Source organism: Pseudomonas sp. GM49, assembly GCF_000282355.1.
Classification (GTDB): Bacteria; Pseudomonadota; Gammaproteobacteria; order Pseudomonadales; family Pseudomonadaceae; genus Aquipseudomonas.
In genome coordinates this window covers 1-16,341 of sequence record NZ_AKJL01000020.1, presented here as the reverse complement: position 1 = coordinate 16,341, position 16,341 = coordinate 1, and the positions used below count along the sequence as shown (strand labels likewise).

13 protein-coding genes and 1 pseudogene are annotated in these 16,341 nt (G+C 60.6%); all 14 read right to left on the bottom strand.

From position 1 onward, the window contains the following. Positions 1 to 329: 329 nt before the first annotated feature. Positions 330 to 1,793 (bottom strand): NADH-quinone oxidoreductase subunit NuoN, encoded by a 1,464-nt coding sequence (gene nuoN / locus PMI29_RS27165; protein ID WP_007993855.1) that lies wholly within the window; start codon positions 1,791 to 1,793, stop codon positions 330 to 332. 7 nt (positions 1,794 to 1,800) lie between these two features. Beyond that, a complete protein-coding gene (gene nuoM / locus PMI29_RS27170; protein ID WP_007993853.1) occupies positions 1,801 to 3,333 on the bottom strand; it encodes an NADH-quinone oxidoreductase subunit M in 1,533 nt (510 codons plus the stop codon). A 39-nt stretch (positions 3,334 to 3,372) separates the two neighbouring features. Then, positions 3,373 to 5,226 (bottom strand): NADH-quinone oxidoreductase subunit L, encoded by a 1,854-nt coding sequence (nuoL, locus tag PMI29_RS27175; protein WP_007993852.1) that lies wholly within the window; start codon positions 5,224 to 5,226, stop codon positions 3,373 to 3,375. Then, on the bottom strand, positions 5,223 to 5,531 hold the full coding sequence (gene nuoK, locus PMI29_RS27180) for an NADH-quinone oxidoreductase subunit NuoK (RefSeq protein ID WP_007946416.1): 309 nt from the start codon (positions 5,529 to 5,531) through the stop codon (positions 5,223 to 5,225). The genes nuoL and nuoK overlap by 4 nt, the downstream gene beginning before the upstream one ends. A gap of 2 nt (positions 5,532 to 5,533) precedes the next feature. After that, entirely contained in the window at positions 5,534 to 6,037 is a 504-nt protein-coding gene (nuoJ, locus tag PMI29_RS27185) for an NADH-quinone oxidoreductase subunit J (RefSeq protein WP_007981266.1), read from the bottom strand. 9 nt (positions 6,038 to 6,046) lie between these two features. Continuing rightward, the gene (gene nuoI / locus PMI29_RS27190; RefSeq protein ID WP_007981268.1) at positions 6,047 to 6,592 is read right to left on the bottom strand and encodes an NADH-quinone oxidoreductase subunit NuoI; all 546 of its coding nucleotides are present in this window, start codon (positions 6,590 to 6,592) and stop codon (positions 6,047 to 6,049) included. Between the two features lie 12 nt (positions 6,593 to 6,604). Beyond that, entirely contained in the window at positions 6,605 to 7,612 is a 1,008-nt protein-coding gene (gene nuoH / locus PMI29_RS27195; protein ID WP_007993849.1) for an NADH-quinone oxidoreductase subunit NuoH, read from the bottom strand. After that, positions 7,609 to 10,323 carry an NADH-quinone oxidoreductase subunit NuoG gene (nuoG, locus tag PMI29_RS27200; RefSeq protein WP_007993848.1) on the bottom strand — a complete coding sequence of 905 codons (2,715 nt, stop codon included), beginning with the start codon at positions 10,321 to 10,323 and terminating at the stop codon, positions 7,609 to 7,611. The genes nuoH and nuoG overlap by 4 nt, the downstream gene beginning before the upstream one ends. A 137-nt stretch (positions 10,324 to 10,460) precedes the next feature. Next, the gene (gene nuoF, locus PMI29_RS27205; protein ID WP_007993847.1) at positions 10,461 to 11,816 is read right to left on the bottom strand and encodes an NADH-quinone oxidoreductase subunit NuoF; all 1,356 of its coding nucleotides are present in this window, start codon (positions 11,814 to 11,816) and stop codon (positions 10,461 to 10,463) included. Then, on the bottom strand, positions 11,813 to 12,310 hold the full coding sequence (gene nuoE / locus PMI29_RS27210; protein ID WP_007970445.1) for an NADH-quinone oxidoreductase subunit NuoE: 498 nt from the start codon (positions 12,308 to 12,310) through the stop codon (positions 11,813 to 11,815). Before nuoE ends, nuoF begins: the two co-directional genes overlap by 4 nt. Positions 12,311 to 12,312: 2 nt before the next feature. After that, positions 12,313 to 14,097: an NADH-quinone oxidoreductase subunit C/D gene (nuoC, locus tag PMI29_RS27215; RefSeq protein ID WP_007993846.1), complete on the bottom strand. Its 1,785-nt coding sequence runs from the start codon at positions 14,095 to 14,097 to the stop codon at positions 12,313 to 12,315. Between the two features lie 72 nt (positions 14,098 to 14,169). Further along, positions 14,170 to 14,844 carry a NuoB/complex I 20 kDa subunit family protein gene (locus tag PMI29_RS27220; protein ID WP_007970441.1) on the bottom strand — a complete coding sequence of 225 codons (675 nt, stop codon included), beginning with the start codon at positions 14,842 to 14,844 and terminating at the stop codon, positions 14,170 to 14,172. A 10-nt stretch (positions 14,845 to 14,854) separates the two neighbouring features. Continuing rightward, complete coding sequence (locus PMI29_RS27225; protein WP_003223812.1) at positions 14,855 to 15,268, bottom strand: NADH-quinone oxidoreductase subunit A; 414 nt, start codon at positions 15,266 to 15,268, stop codon at positions 14,855 to 14,857. A gap of 636 nt (positions 15,269 to 15,904) precedes the next feature. Beyond that, a pseudogene (locus PMI29_RS27230) lies at positions 15,905 to 16,341 on the bottom strand (isocitrate lyase); the annotation flags it as partial.

Genomic DNA, 16,341 nt, shown 5'->3' with positions numbered 1-16,341 from the left:
TGTCCAAAATTAGTTGACCAGTTCAAGCCCGCTCCCACAGGTTTTGTGTCGTACACAAAATCCGAGGGTATCCTCGGTCACTGTGGGAGCGAGCTTGCTCGCGATGAGGGCGTACCAGACACAAAGTATCTCTAGCCGAACAAGCATCTCAATGAGTCATTAATTTCCAGTGGTGGGCAGGTCAGGTCCAATCAGCAAGATCTTTGCACTTGGCAACCCTCTGGAGCAGAAGCCTCAGCCATTAGTGCATTCGAAAAGCTCAAGCATCAAACGCAAAAACGGCACCCGAAGGTGCCGTTTCCGTTTACTGCCGAGTGTCGCTCAAGCGATCAACCCGCCAGACCCGACTGTTGAACCAGGTTCAGCAGCGGTTGTGGGTACAGGCCGAGGAAGAAGGCCAGTACCGCGATCGCCAGCAGCATCACGCCGCCTGCACGTTGTTCCCAGTGCAGTTGAGCGTCGACGCGGCGCAGGTTCGGTTCGATCAGGTACAGGGTGACCATCACGCGCAGGTAGTAGAAGACGCCGATGGCGCTGCCCAGTACCAGGGAACCGACCAGCCACCACTGGTGCGACTCGACACCGGTGGCGATGATGTAGAACTTGCCGATGAAGCCCGCAGTCAGCGGGATACCGGCCAGGGACAGCATCATAACGGTCAGCACGGCGGTGAGGTACGGACGGCGCCAGAACAGGCCGCGGTATTCGTACAGGGCGTCTGCGTCACGGCCTTTGTACGGCGAGGACATCAGGGTGATCACGCCGAAGGCGCCGAGGCTGGTGATCACGTAGGTGACCAGGTACACGCCGATGGCTTCCACGGCCAGACCCTTGCTCGCCACCAGGGCGATCAGCAGGTAGCCGAAGTGGGCGATGGACGAGTAACCCAGCAGACGCTTGAGGTTGCTCTGGGTCAGCGCCAGCAGGTTACCGAACAGGATCGACGCGATGGCGATGATGGTCAGTACGTTGCTCAGCACGCCGCTGCTCGCCGCTGGCGAGATCTGGAACAGACGCACCATCACCGCGAACACGGCAACCTTGGAAGCGGTGGCCAGGAACGCTGCCACCGGCGCCGGAGCACCTTCGTACACGTCTGGAGTCCAGAGGTGGAACGGTACCAGCGACAGCTTGAAAGCCAGGCCGATCAGCATCATGCCCAGGCCCAGTTGCGCCAGCGAGCTTGGCAGGCCGGTGGCCGCCAGGGCCTGGCCGATGCCGTTGAAGCTCAGGGAACCGGCGTCAGCATAGAGCAGGGCCATACCGAACAACAGGAACGCGGACCCGGCGGCCGACAGCACCATGTACTTGATGCCGGCTTCCAGCGAACGCTTGTTGAAGAAGGCATAAGCCACCAGACCGTAGACCGGTACCGAGAGCAGTTCCAGACCGATGAACAACCCGGCCAGGTGCTGCGCGCTGACCAGCACCAGGCCACCGGCAGCGGCCATCAGGATCAGCAGGTACAGTTCTTCACGGTTGCCCGGGTAACCCGTGCCGCCATCGCCGAGGTAGGCGTGGGCGAGGGTGACACAAGCGAGGGTGGCGACCAGGATCAGCGCCATGTACAGGCAGGCGAAGGTGTCGATCTGCAGCAATGGGGTCACGGCCAGGGGCGCGACCTTCAAGGCTGGCAGGATCGACAGCAAAGCCAGGTTCAGACCCGCCACCGACAGCAGGAAGGTCTGGGAGTGGTTGCGGCGCCAGGCGATCGCCAGCATCACCACGATGATCGTGGCGCTGGTGATCAACAACGGCGCAAGCGCGATAAAGTGTTGAGTCGTGAATTCCATAGCGCTCTTACCGGGCCGAAGCGAGTTGAGTGAAGGCGGTACCGAGCCATTGCTGCACGCCATGCATCGTAGCGGCAGAGGTATCGAGGAACGGTTGCGGGTAGACGCCGATGTAAATCAGCAGCGCTGCCAGGCCGACCACCATGATCAGTTCGCGACCGTCCATGCCATGCATCACCGCGTCCGATCTGGACGGGCCGAAGTAGGCACGGTGGATCATGATCAGCGAGTAGACCGAACCGAACACCAGGCCGGACGTCGCGATGATGGTGACCCATGGGGCGATCGGGAAGGTGCCGATCAGGATCAGGAACTCACCGACGAAGTTACCGGTAACCGGCAAGCCCAGGGACGCGGCTGCGAAGAACAGGCTGAGGGCCGGCAGGTAAGCGATCTTCGACCACAGGCCACCCATTTCACGCATGTCGCGGGTGTGAGTGCGTTCGTACAACTGGCCGCTCAGGATAAAGAGTGCCGCCGCCGACAGACCGTGCGCCAGCATCTGCATCACCGCGCCCTGCAGCGCCAGTTGGCTGCCGGAGTAGATGCCGATCAGTACGAAGCCCATGTGGGAAACGGACGAGAAGGCGATCAGACGCTTGATGTCGGTTTGCGCGAACGCCAGGAACGCACCGTAGAAAATCCCGATCAGACCCAGGGTCATGGCGAACGGCGCGAACTCGGCCGAGGCATTCGGGAACAGCGGCAGGGCGAAACGCAGCAAGCCGTAGGCCGCGGTCTTCAGCAAGATACCGGCGAGGTCGACGGAACCTGCGGTCGGCGCCTGTGCGTGAGCGTCAGGCAACCAGGAGTGGAACGGTACGACCGGCAGCTTGACCGCGAAGGCGATGAAGAAGCCGAGCATCAGGATGTACTCGGTGGTCGTCGACATTTTGGTCTTCAACAGGTCGGCGTAGTTGAAGGTAATCACGCCGGTGTCGTTGAAGTTGACCAGTACCAGACCCAGGATCGCCACCAGCATGATCAGGCCGGAAGCCTGAGTGAAGATGAAGAACTTGGTCGCCGCGTAGATCCGGGTTTTCTTGCCGTCCGAAGAACTGTGACCCCAGAGCGCGATGAGGAAGTACATCGGCACCAGCATCATTTCCCAGAAGAAGAAGAACATGAACAGGTCGAGGGCGAGGAACACGCCGACGACACCGCCCAGGATCCACATCAGGTTCAGGTGGAAGAAGCCAACATGACGCTGGATCTCTTTCCACGAGCAGAGTACCGAGAGGACACCCAGCAGACCGGTCAGCATGATCATCAACAGCGACAGGCCGTCGAGGGCCAGGTGCACGTTGATGCCGAAGCGCTGGATCCAGACGTGCTTGAACTCAAGCGCCCAGGTCGGATCGGCGCCAGGCTTTGGTGCAAATGAATAGTCACCGTTGGCCCACAGCCAGAGGCCGAGGGAGAGCAGCAGGGACATGGTGATCAGCGCAATCCAGCGGGGGAGGGTGGCGCCGAAGCGCTCACCCATCCAGCACAGCAGGCCGCCGATGAAGGGGATCAGGATTAGCCAAGGCAGAATCATGACGGGCTCAATTCCTTTCGCAAGTTCGCAAGGTTCATATCAGACCGCTACCAGCACGACGGCGCCGATGACCAGCACGGCACCAGCAGCCATCGAGGCGGCGTACCAACGCAGTTGACCGGTCTCGGTACGGCTCAGGGCGGTGTGGCCGCCTTTGGCCATACGCGGGATCAGACCGATGGTCTGGTCCAGCGGGTCTTTGCGCAGGATGTGGTTGATCGCCAGGTAAGGCTTGACGAACAGTTTGTCGTAGATCCAGTCGAAGCCCCAGGCAGCGAACCACCAGGCCGAGAGGATACGGCCGATGCCGCTGTTGGCGATGGCGGTGACGAAGCGACGCTTGCCGAGGAACAGCAGCGCGGACAGCAGGATACCGGCCAGGGCGATGGCGCCCGAGGCGATTTCCAGGCTGTGCTTGGCTTCGCCGCCGGCATGGCCGACGCTTTGCGGCAGCACGCCGTGCAGCGGTGGAACGATCATCGCGCCGATGGCGGTGGACAATACGATCAGCACCGACAGTGGCAGCCAGTGGGCGATGCCGTGACCGGCGTGGGCTTCGGTCTTCGCTTCACCATGGAACGCGATGAAGATCAGGCGGAAGGTGTACAGCGAGGTCATGAATGCGCCGACCAGACCTGCATAGAGCAGACCGTGGTTGCCGCTGGCGAACGCTTCCCAGAGGATTTCGTCCTTGGAGTAGAAGCCTGCGGTCACCAGAGGCAGGGCCGCCAGGGCCGCGCCACCGACGATGAAGCTGGCGTAGGCCAGTGGCAGTTTCTTCCACAGGCCGCCCATCTTGAAGATGTTCTGCTCGTGGTGGCAGGCAACGATTACCGAACCGGATGCAAGGAACAGCAGGGCCTTGAAGAAGGCGTGGGTCATCAGGTGGAAGATCGCGCCGTCCCAGGCACCAACGCCCAGGGCCAGGAACATGTAGCCGATCTGGCTCATGGTCGAGTAGGCGAGGATACGCTTGATGTCGGTCTGGACCAGGGCTGCAAAACCCGCCAGAACCAGGGTCACGCCGCCAACGATGCCCACCAGGTGCAGGATTTCCGGCGCCAGGGTGAACAGGCCGTGGGTACGGGCGATCAGGTAGACACCGGCGGTCACCATGGTCGCGGCGTGGATCAGTGCCGAAACCGGAGTAGGACCGGCCATCGCGTCCGCCAGCCAGGTTTGCAGCGGCAGTTGCGCGGATTTACCGACAGCGCCGCCCAGCAGCATCAGGGTGGCCATGACCATCCAGAAGTCGCCGGACTGGAATTTCTGCGGAGCCAGCACCAGCAGTTCCTGAACGTTCAGCGTGCCCAGTTGGGCAAACAGAATGAACAGGCCGATGGCCATGAACACGTCACCGATACGGGTCACGATGAAGGCCTTGAGTGCGGCGTTACCGTTGTTGCGGTTGCTGTAGTAGAAACCGATCAACAGGTACGAGCACAGGCCCACGCCTTCCCAGCCGAAGTACACGAACAGCAGGTTATCGGCCAGGACCAGGAACAGCATGCTGGCGATAAACAGGTTGGTGTAGGCGAAGAAGCGCGAGTAGCCGTCTTCACCGCGCATGTACCAGGACGCGAACAGGTGGATCAGGAAGCCGACGCCAACCACCACGCCGAGCATGGTCACCGAAAGGCCGTCCAGGTACAGGGCGAAGGTCGGCGTGAAGCCTTCCACCGCCATCCATTGCCACAGCACCTGGGTGTAGTGGCCGCCTTCCGGCGGAGCCACGTTGAATTGCCAGATCACATAAGCCGCGACGATCGCCGACAGGCCAATGGAGCCGACGCCGATCAGCGCCGAGAGGTTTTCCGAGAGGCGTCCCCGGGAAAACGCCAGCAGCACAAAACCGATCAGAGGGAACAGGAAAGTCAGATAGAGAAGGTTCATCCGCGCATCTCACTGGCAGCGTCGATATCGAGCGTGTGGAAGCGGCGATACAGTTGCAGCAGGATTGCCAGGCCAATACTGGCCTCGGCAGCTGCCAGGCTGATCACCAGGATGAACATGATCTGTCCATCCGGCTGCGCCCAGCGGCTACCGGCAACGATGAACGCCAGGGCGGAGGCATTCATCATGACCTCCAGGCTCATCAGCACGAAGAGAATGTTGCGGCGGACCATCAGGCCGACCAGACCGAGGCAGAACAGGATGCCGGCGACCGCCAGACCATGCTCCATAGGGATAGCAGGCATCGTCATTGCTCCTTGGCTTCGTTACGGCCCAGATGGAACGCCGTGACGGCTGCGGCGAGCAGCAGCATCGAGGCGAGTTCGACCACCAGCAGGTAAGGACCGAACAGGCTGATGCCCACGGCCTTGGCGTCTACGGTGGTGTGGCCGACGGCCTGGCCGCTATGGTGGGAGAACAGTACATACAGCAGTTCTACCAGCAGCAGCGCGGCGAGGAGGACCGGGCCGCCCCAGATACCGGGCTTGAGCCAGACGCGCTCTTGCTGAACCGAGGCCGGGCCAAGGTTCAGCATCATCACCACGAACACGAACAGCACCATGATGGCGCCAGCGTAGGCGATCACTTCCAGTACACCGGCAAACGGTGCGCCGAGGGCGAAGAACGTCATCGCCACGGCGATCAGCGAAATGATCAGGTAGAGCAGGGCGTGCACAGGGTTGGTGTTGGTGATCACGCGGAGCGTGGACACCACAGCGATACCCGATGCGAAATAGAAAGCGAATTCCATCTTTCTTCCTTAAGGCAGCAAGCTCTTCACGTTGATCGGTTCGGCTTCATTCTGCGCGGAGCCTTTGGGCTTACCGGCAATCGCCATACCTGCAACACGATAGAAGTTGTAATCAGGGTTTTTGCCGGGGCCGGAGATCAGCAGATCTTCTTTCTCGTAAACCAGGTCCTGACGTTTGAACTCGGCCATTTCGAAATCCGGCGTCAGCTGGATCGCGGTGGTCGGGCAGGCTTCCTCGCAGAGGCCGCAAAAGATGCAGCGCGAGAAGTTGATGCGGAAGAAGTCCGGGTACCAGCGACCGTCTTCGGTTTCAGCTTTCTGCAGCGAGATGCAACCAACCGGGCACGCCACGGCACACAGGTTGCAGGCTACGCAACGCTCTTCGCCGTCGGGGTCGCGGGTCAGCACGATCCGGCCACGGAAGCGTGGCGGCAGGTACACCGCCTCTTCCGGATATTGCAGCGTGTCGCGCTTGCGGAAGGCATGGCCGAAGATCATCACCAGGCTGCGAAGCTGGGTGAAGAAGCCATGCACGATGTCAAAAATGTACTTCATGATTCTCTATCCTCACTGAGCCGCGACGGCGGGCGTGTTGAGCAACACGATCGCAGCGGTCACCAGCATGTTGACGAGGGTCAGCGGCAGGCAGAACTTCCAGCTGAAATCCATCACTTGGTCATACCGTGGGCGCGGAATCGAGGCGCGCAGCAGGATGAAGAACATGATGAAGAACGCGGTTTTCAGCGCGAACCAGATGAACGGGATCTGCGGCAGAATGCCGAACGGACCGTGCCAGCCACCGAAGAACAAGGTCACCAGCAGCGCCGAGATCAGCACGATGCCGATGTACTCGCCGACGAAGAACATGCCCCATTTCATGCCGGCGTATTCAATGTGGTAACCGTCGGCCAGTTCCTGTTCCGCTTCCGGCTGGTCGAACGGGTGACGGTGAGTCACGGCGACGCCAGCGATGAAGAAGGTCAGGAAACCGAAGATCTGCGGAATGACGAACCACATGTTCTGCGCCTGGTATTCGACGATGTCGCGCATGTTGAACGAGCCGACCTGGATCACGATGCCCATCAGCGACAGGCCCATGAACACTTCGTACGACACGGTTTGCGCCGAGGCCCGCAAGCTGCCCAGCAGGGCGAACTTGTTGTTGCTCGACCAGCCGGCGAACAGCACCGCGTAGACCGACAGACCGGCCATGGCGAAGAAGAACAGGATGCCGATGTTGATGTCCGCGACACCCCAGGTCGGGGTGATCGGGATGATCGCGAAGGCAATCAGCAAGGCGCTCATGGCCACGACCGGCGCCAAAGTGAAGATCACTTTGTCGGCGAATGGCGGCGTCCAGTCTTCCTTGAAGAACATCTTGATCATGTCGGCCGCGATCTGGAACGCGCCGAACGGACCGACGCGGTTCGGACCGTAACGGTCCTGCCAGAGGGCGAGCAAACGACGCTCGACCCAGCTCAGCAGGGCGCCGCAGACCACCACGGCGAGCAGAATCACCACGGCCTTGAGGACCGCGATGATGATGTCGATCACTTCAGGAGTGAACAAGGTCATTGCGCTGCCTCCTGCAGATCGTCAACGGATTTGCCAAAGATCGCTGGCGGGATGCCGGCGATGCCCGCAGGCAAGGCCACCAGACCGGCGCCCAGTTCTTCGTTGATACGCAGCGGCAGACGCAGGGTCTGGCCGGCCACGTTCAGGCTCAGCATGGCACCGTCATTGACACCCAGGCGGTCGGCTTCGGACTTGGCCAGAGCAACATAAGCAGCCGGAATGCGTTCCTGAACCGGAGCGGCTTTCGAAGAGTTCTCTTCGCTGCCGAACAGGTGGAAGAACGGCACGACCTGCCAGGTGCCCTGGGCCGGGTTGAACGCACGCGGAACGCTGGCGAACCAGTTCAGCGAGTCACCGCTGGTTTCGATCAGGCGGGTGCCCGGGTCGCCAGCGCGGATGTGACCACCGACTTCATCCTGGAACTTGTTCCAGGCTTGCGGCGAGTTCCAGCCCGGAGACCAGGCGAATGGTACTTGCTGACGCGGTTCGGCCGAACCCGAGTAACCTTCCATGGAGAAGGCGAACGCGGTGTCCTTGTCCTGCGGGGTACGCGGTTCGTGCACGTTGATGTCGGCGCGCATGGCGGTACGACCGGAGTAGCGCAGCGGTTCACGGGCCAGTTTCATGCCCTTGATGCGGAACGCGGCGGACGGTGCGGCGTCAACAATGCGGTTCAGAATCGGTGTGCTGGAAGCGACAGCGGCGGTGGCGTGGTCCAGTTGGGTCCAGTCGATCGGCTGGTTCAGCAGGGTTGCGCGCAGGGCATGCAGCCAGCGCCAGCCTTCGTGAACCAGGATGCTCGCGTCCATGTACTTCGGATCGAAGACCTGGAAGAAGCGCTGGGCGCGACCTTCCTGGCTGACCAGGGTACCGTCGCCCTCAGCGAAGCTGGCGGCTGGCAGGACCAGGTGCGCGCGATCGCTGGTGGCGGTCTTCTGGTGGTCGGCGACGATCAGCACTTTCGCGGCGGTCAGGGCAGCATCGACCTTGGCCTTGTCGGTACGGGTGTACAGATCGTTTTCCAGCACGACGATGGCGTCGGCACGGCCATCGATTACTGCTTGCAGCGCGGCGTCGACCGATTCGCCACCTAGCATGGCCAGGCCGAGGCTGTTGGCCTCTGGCACGATCAGGCTGATGGAACCGTTCTTCTCGCGCAGTTTCAGCGCCTTGGCGATGTTCGCGGCCGCTTCGATCAGGGCTTTGGAGCCCAGGGAAGTACCGGCGATGATCAGTGGACGCTTGGCCGCGAGCAGGGCGTCGGCAATGCGCTTGGCCAGCTCGAGGGCTTCAGCGTCCAGGCCTTCTACGGCTGGAGCGCTGGCGTCGAGGGCGTGAGCCACGGCGAAACCGATGCGGGCCAGGTCGTCGGGAGCCGCGTGAACGCATTCTTCGGCGATGTCGTCGAGCTTGGTTTCAGCCAGGCTGGCGATGAACAGCGGGTTCAGCGCGTGCTGGCCGATGTTCTTCACCGCGGCGTCGAGCCAAGGCTGAACGCGCATGGCATCGGCCATGTCTTCGGCCTTGCCCTTGACCGATTGACGCAAGGACAGGGCCATGCGTGCAGCAGTCTGGGTCAGGTCTTCACCGAGGACGAACACGGCGTCGTGGTCTTCGATGTCGCGCATGTTCGGTACTGGCAGCGGGCTGTCTTTGAGCACTTGCAGGACCAGGCGGATGCGTTCCAGTTCGGCGGCTTCGATACCCGAGTAGAAGTGTTCGGCACCGACCAGTTCGCGCAACGCGTAGTTGCTTTCGAGGCTGGCGCGAGGCGAGCCGATACCGACGATGTTGCGACCGCGCAGCAGATCGGCTGCTTTATCCAGCGCGTCGTCGAGGCTCAGCTTGGCGCCGCCCGCCAGCAGTGGCTGACGCGGACGGTCTTCGCGGTTGACGTAGCCATAGCCGAAACGGCCACGGTCGCACAGGAAGTACTGGTTCACCGAACCGTTGAAACGGTTTTCGATGCGACGCAGTTCGCCGTAACGCTCGCCCGGGGAAATGTTGCAACCGCTGGAGCAGCCATGGCAGATGCTCGGCGAGAACTGCATGTCCCACTTGCGGTTGTAGCGCTCGGAGTGAGTCTTGTCGGTGAACACACCGGTCGGGCAGACCTCGGTGAGGTTGCCGGAGAACTCGCTTTCCAGCACGCCATCTTCAACGCGACCGAAGTACACGTTGTCGTGGGCGCCGTACACACCGAGGTCGGTGCCGCCGGCGTAGTCCTTGTAGAAGCGCACGCAGCGGTAGCAAGCGATGCAGCGGTTCATTTCGTGGGAAATGAACGGGCCCAGTTGCTGGTTCTGGTGAGTACGCTTGGTGAAGCGGTAACGGCGCTCGTTGTGGCCGGTCATTACCGTCATGTCTTGCAGGTGGCAGTGACCGCCTTCTTCACAGACCGGGCAGTCGTGAGGGTGGTTGGTCATCAGCCATTCAACAACACTGGCGCGGAACGCCTTGGACTCTTCATCTTCGATGGAGATCCAGGTGTTGTCGGTGGCAGGCGTCATGCAGGACATCACGATACGACCACGGGTGTCGTTCTCGTCGGTGTACTGCTTGACCGCGCACTGGCGGCAAGCGCCAACGCTGCCAAGGGCAGGGTGCCAGCAGAAATAAGGAATATCGAGGCCTAGCGACAGACATGCCTGTAACAGGTTGTCTGCCCCATCGACTTCGAGCTCTTTGCCGTCTACGTGGATAGTGGCCATGGTTCAAAGTTCTTCGTTGGCCCGGTGTCAGCGGGCGTGGCTAATGGAATCTTGTTATCCGCGTGAATCAACACAGCCGTTAAAGGCGTCATCACACGAAAAGCGAAGGGCACGGACCCTTCGCCTTTTTTAAGCGTTTACGCGCCGACCAGGATCGGCCTTGCCAGAGGCGGGACGGTGGCGCTGACTGGCGCGATACCGGCTTCGAACTCATGGCGGAAGTATTTGATTGCGCTGCCCAACGGCTCCACGGCGCCCGGTGCGTGAGCACAGAAGGTCTTGCCTGGGCCGAGGAAACCGACCAGACCCAGCAGGGTCTCGATGTCGCCTGGCTGGCCTTCGCCGTTCTCGATGGCCATCAGGAGCTTGACGCTCCATGGCAAGCCATCGCGGCACGGGGTGCAGAAGCCACAGGATTCGCGGGCGAAGAACTGCTCCATGTTGCGCAGCAGGGACACCATGTTGACGCTGTCGTCCACCGCCATGGCCAGGCCGGTACCCATACGGGTGCCCACTTTGGCGATGCCGCCGGCGTACATTTGTGCGTCCAGGTGTTCCGGCAACAGGAAGCCGGTACCGGCGCCGCCAGGCTGCCAGCACTTGAGCTTGTAACCGTCGCGCATGCCACCGGCGTAGTCTTCGAACAGCTCGCGACCGGTCACGCCGAATGGCAGTTCCCACAGGCCCGGGTTCTTGACCTTGCCGGAGAAGCCCATGAGCTTGGTGCCCATGTCTTCGCTGCCTTCGCGAGCCAACGATTTGTACCAGTCCACGCCGTCGGCAATGATCGCCGGCACGTTGCACAGGGTTTCGACGTTGTTCACGCAGGTCGGCTTGCCCCACACGCCAACGGCGGCGGGGAAGGGCGGCTTGGAGCGCGGGTTGGCGCGGCGGCCTTCGAGGGAGTTGATCAGTGCGGTTTCTTCACCGCAGATATAACGCCCTGCACCGGTGTGGACGAACAGCTCGAAATCGAAGCCGCTGCCCAGGATGTTCTTGCCCAGCAGGCCCGCTGCCTTGGCTTCTTCCACGGCACGGTTCAGGTGCCTGGCGGCGGTGGTGTACTCGCCACGCAGGAAGATATAGCCACGGTAGGTTTTCAGCGCGCGGGCACTGATCAGCATGCCTTCGATCAGCAGATGGGGCAGTTGCTCCATCAGCATGCGGTCTTTCCAGGTGTTCGGCTCCATTTCATCCGCGTTGCACAGCAGGTAGCGGATGTTGATGGATTCGTCCTTTGGCATCAGGCCCCACTTCACGCCAGTGGGGAAGCCTGCACCGCCGCGACCCTTGAGGCCGGAATCCTTCACGGTCTGGACGATGTCGTCCTGGGCCATGTCGGCGAAGGCCTTGCGCGCAGCGGCGTAACCGTTCTTCGCCTGGTACTCGTCGAGCCAGACGGCTTCGCCGTCGTCACGCAGACGCCAGGTGAGCGGGTGAGTCTCGGCCGAACGCTTGATGCGGTTGGCTGGACCGAAAGAAGTCAGGGTCATACGTAGCCCTCGAGCAATTTGGCAACGCCTGCTGGCTGCACATCACCGAAAGTGTCGTCGTCGATCATCAACGCCGGCGCCTTGTCGCAGTTGCCGAGGCAGCAGACCGGCAGCAGGGTGAAACGACCGTCGGCGGTGGTCTGACCCAGGCCGATGCCCAGCTTGCTCTGGATTTCGCTGACCACGGACTCGTGGCCACCGATGTAGCAGACCATGCTGTCGCAGACGCGAATGATGTGACGGCCCACTGGCTGACGGAAGATCTGGCTATAAAACGTCGCCACACCTTCAACGTCGCTGGCCGGGATGCCGAGGATCTCGCCGATGGCGTACAGGGCGCCGTCCGGCACCCAGCCACGTTCCTTCTGGACGATCTTCAGGGCTTCGATCGACGCCGCGCGCGGGTCTTCGTAGTGATGCAACTCGTGCTCGATGGCCGAGCGCTCGGTTTCGCTCAGGGCGAAACGGTCTGTCTGGATAAGCGTGCTGTTCATGCTTAGCGGTCCACGTCGGCCATAACGAAATCGATACTACCCAGGTACGCAATCAAGTCCGCGACCATGCTGCCTTTGATCACCGAAGGGATCTGCTGCAAGTGCGGGAAGCTTGGGGTACGAATCCGGGTGCGGTAGCTCATGGTGCCGCCATCGCTCGTCAGGTAATAACTGTTGATGCCCTTGGTCGCTTCGATCATCTGGAAGGATTCGTTGGCCGGCATGACCGGGCCCCACGAAACTTGCAGGAAGTGCGTGATCAGGGTTTCGATGTGCTGCAGGGTGCGCTCTTTCGGCGGCGGCGTGGTCAGCGGGTGATCCGCCTTGTACGGGCCTTCCGGCATGTTGCGCAGGCACTGGTCGATGATCCTGATGCTCTGGCGCATCTCTTCGACACGCACGATGCAGCGGTCGTAGGCATCGCCATTGGCGGCCAGCGGCACTTCGAATTCGAAGTTCTCGTAGCCCGAGTACGGGCGCGCTTTACGCAGGTCGAAATTGCAACCGGTCGAACGCAGGCCGGCACCGGTGACACCCCATTCCAGGGCCTCTTTGGTGTTGTAGTCGGCGACGCCGATGGTCCGGCCACGCAGGATGCTGTTGTCCAGTGCGGCTTTCTGGTATTCGTCCAGACGCTTGGGCATCCACTCGACGAAGTCCTTGACCAGTTTTTCCCAACCGCGCGGCAGGTCGTGGGCGACGCCACCGATGCGGTACCAGGCCGGGTGCAGGCGGAAACCGGTAATCGCCTCGATCACCGTGTACGCGCGCTGGCGATCGGTGAAGGTGAAGAACACCGGAGTCATGGCGCCGACGTCCTGGATGTAGGTACCCAGGAACAGCAGGTGGCTGGTGATCCGGAAGAACTCGGCCATCATGATGCGGATGACGTCGACCTTCTCGGGCACCTTGATACCGGCCAGCTTCTCGACCGAGAGCACGTACGGCAGGTTGTTCATCACGCCGCCGAGGTAGTCGATGCGGTCGGTGTACGGGATGAAGCTGTGCCAGGACTGACGCTCGGCCATCTTCTCGGCACCACGGTGGTGGTAACCGACGTCCGGTACGCAGTCAACGATCTCTTCGCCGTCCAGCTGCAGGATGATGCGGAACGCACCGTGCGCGGACGGGTGGTTCGGGCCGAGGTTGAGGAACATGTAGTCCTCGTTCGGGCCGGAACGCTTCATGCCCCAGTCTTCAGGCTTGAAGCGCGCGGACTCTTCCTCGAGCTGTTGCTTGGCCAGGTTCAGGGTGAACGGGTCGAACTCGGTGGCGCGGGCCGGGAAGTCCTTGCGCAGCGGGTGACCTTCCCAGGTCGGCGGCATCATGATGCGCGACAGGTGCGGGTGGCCTTTGAAGTCGATGCCGAACATGTCCCAGACTTCACGCTCGTACCAGTTGGCGTTGGGCCAGATGCTGGTGATGGTCGGCAGGCTGAGGTCGCTTTCGGACAAGGCGACCTTGATCATTACGTCACTATTACGTTCGATCGACATCAAGTGATAGAACACGGAGAAGTCGACGCCGTTCGGCAGCCCTTGACGCTTGGTACGCAGACGCTCGTCCACGCCGTGCAGGTCATAGAGCATGACGTACGGCTTGGGCAGGTTACGCAGGAAGGTCAGGACTTCGACGAGTTTGGCACGGGCAACCCAAAGCACCGGCATGCCGGTGCGGGTAGGCTGGGCGGTGAACGCCTCCGGGCCAAAACGGTTGTTCAGTTCGACGACCACATCCTGGTCGTCTGCCTTGTAAGGCGGGATGTACAGAGCACTGCCTGTAGTCATGGTTATTTATCGCTTTCGGTCAACGTAAAGAATGAAGCCAGCTTCTCGTTTCTTTGAAACAGCAGATCTGGATCAGACTTCGTCGGGGCTGCGCAGGTTGGTTACCTGAATACGCTGTTCGCGGCGCTTTTCCTTTTCGGAAGGCATCTCGGCGCGATACACGCCTTGATCGCCAACGACCCAGGAAAGTGGGCGACGCTCCTGGCCAATCGACTCCTGCAACAGCATCAAGCCTTGCAGGAAAGCTTCAGGGCGGGGCGGGCAGCCAGGCACGTAGACGTCCACGGGCAGGAACTTGTCCACCCCTTGAACGACGGAGTAGATGTCGTACATGCCACCGGAGTTGGCGCACGAACCCATGGAGATGACCCATTTGGGTTCGAGCATTTGCTCGTAGAGACGCTGAATGATCGGCGCCATCTTGATGAAGCAGGTACCGGCGATAACCATGAAATCCGCCTGACGCGGCGATGCCCGGATAACCTCGGCGCCAAAGCGCGCGATGTCGTGGGGCGCCGTGAAGGCGGTGGTCATTTCCACGTAGCAGCACGAAAGACCGAAGTTATACGGCCACAGGGAGTTCTTGCGCCCCCAGTTGATCGTGCCGTTAAGCACGTCTTCGAGCTTGCCCATGAAAATGTTTTTGTGAACTTGATCTTCTAACGGATCGGAAACGGTTTCCCGCTGGCCAATCGGATACTGCTCGTTAGGAGCATCGGGGTCGATCCTGGTGAGATTGTATTGCATTGCCAAAGCCTCATTGTTTCAGCTTCGCTTGCCGCTTGCGCCGAGCTTCCGGAGCCCAGTCAAGGGCGCCCACTCGGAATAGGTAGACAAGGCCTGCCAACAGAATTGCTATGAAAACGAGAGCTTCGACGAATCCGGTCCAGCCGCTTTCGCGGACGGACACAGACCATGCAAAGAGAAAGAGGGCTTCGATATCGAAGATCACGAAGAGCATCGCGACCAGATAGAATTTGGCTGAGAGCCGCAAGCGGGCGCCACCTGTAGGTAGCATGCCGGACTCGAACGGTTCGTTTTTGCTGCGGCCCCAGGCTTTTGACCCGAGTAGGCTGGAGACACCGAGCATGAAGGCGCAGAGGCCGACGACGCCTAGAAGGAAAATGGCAAAGCCCCAGTTATGGGCCATGAGTCCTGTCGCTTCGGGCATGCTGGTAATCCTTAACAGAGAGCAAGGGTCTCTGAGCTTGAAAAGAAACAAAAGCAGTGACGATATGTCGCAGCAATCAATCCTGCTGATTTTATGGCTAAACACCCGGCAAGTAAAATTCCTATAGCGAAATTATTTATAGGAATAAGGACATAGCGCGCTTAAAACCCCCTGCAGGCCTTGCGCCTTGGGCATTGGGTGGCATTTCGTCAATTATGTTTTGTAGGGAATGTAACGAACATAGTTGCTGATAAATGATAATCAATATTGTTTGGAGTGGTTTTTAAACTGCTTGTCCTGCGGATACTCGGGAAGTTGTCTTATATGGGCGTTACTGTAAGTAGCGGCGGTGTGCGTTTTAGCGGATTTTTCTGACAGTCGTACCGCGCTGGATCAATGTTTTCAGATCGCCGCTTTACCCTGTGGGAGCGAGCTTGCTCGCGATGGCGGTGTGTCAGGCACATCATCTTTGTCTGAGGGGTTGCTATCGCGAGCAAGCTCGCTCCCACAGGGTTTTGCAGTGTTTGTTGAATTGCAGGCAAAAAAACGCCCCGAACCAGTCGGGGCGTCAGATGTGCAGCGCTGCGGTTAGCTTTCTATCGGGTCCGCAGCGGCTGATGTCTCAGTCGAAGCGGATCAGTGGAACTGTTCTTCTTCGGTCGAACCGGTAAGCGCGGTCACCGAAGACGAGCCACCCTGGATCACGGTGGTCATGTCGTCGAAGTAGCCGGTGCCCACTTCCTGCTGGTGAGCCACGAAGGTGTAACCCTTGGCGGCGTCAGCGAATTCCTGCTCTTGCAGCTTCACGTAGGCAGTCATGTCGTTGCGGGCGTAGTCGTGTGCCAGGTTGAACATGCTGTGCCACATGTTGTGAATGCCGGCCAGGGTGATGAACTGGTGCTTGTAGCCCATGGCGGACAGTTCGCGCTGGAACTTGGCGATGGTCGCGTCGTCCAGGTTTTTCTTCCAGTTGAAGGAAGGCGAGCAGTTGTACGACAGCAGTTGGTCCGGGTATTCCTTCTTGATCGCTTCAGCGAAGCGACGAGCCTCGTCCAGGTCCGGCTTGGCGGGTT

Bases quoted from the DNA above. Each gene is read 5' to 3' on its own strand.
- nuoN (WP_007993855.1), bottom strand. From the start codon at position 1,793: ATGGAATTCACGACTCAACACTTTATCGCGCTTGCGCCGTTGTTGATC.
- nuoM (WP_007993853.1), bottom strand. From the start codon at position 3,333: ATGATTCTGCCTTGGCTAATCCTGATCCCCTTCATCGGCGGCCTGCTG.
- nuoL (WP_007993852.1), bottom strand. From the start codon at position 5,226: ATGAACCTTCTCTATCTGACTTTCCTGTTCCCTCTGATCGGTTTTGTG.
- nuoK (WP_007946416.1), bottom strand. From the start codon at position 5,531: ATGCCTGCTATCCCTATGGAGCATGGTCTGGCGGTCGCCGGCATCCTG.
- nuoJ (WP_007981266.1), bottom strand. From the start codon at position 6,037: ATGGAATTCGCTTTCTATTTCGCATCGGGTATCGCTGTGGTGTCCACG.
- nuoI (WP_007981268.1), bottom strand. From the start codon at position 6,592: ATGAAGTACATTTTTGACATCGTGCATGGCTTCTTCACCCAGCTTCGC.
- nuoH (WP_007993849.1), bottom strand. From the start codon at position 7,612: ATGACCTTGTTCACTCCTGAAGTGATCGACATCATCATCGCGGTCCTC.
- nuoG (WP_007993848.1), bottom strand. From the start codon at position 10,323: ATGGCCACTATCCACGTAGACGGCAAAGAGCTCGAAGTCGATGGGGCA.
- nuoF (WP_007993847.1), bottom strand. From the start codon at position 11,816: ATGACCCTGACTTCTTTCGGTCCAGCCAACCGCATCAAGCGTTCGGCC.
- nuoE (WP_007970445.1), bottom strand. From the start codon at position 12,310: ATGAACAGCACGCTTATCCAGACAGACCGTTTCGCCCTGAGCGAAACC.
- nuoC (WP_007993846.1), bottom strand. From the start codon at position 14,097: ATGACTACAGGCAGTGCTCTGTACATCCCGCCTTACAAGGCAGACGAC.
- PMI29_RS27220 (WP_007970441.1), bottom strand. From the start codon at position 14,844: ATGCAATACAATCTCACCAGGATCGACCCCGATGCTCCTAACGAGCAG.
- PMI29_RS27225 (WP_003223812.1), bottom strand. From the start codon at position 15,268: ATGCCCGAAGCGACAGGACTCATGGCCCATAACTGGGGCTTTGCCATT.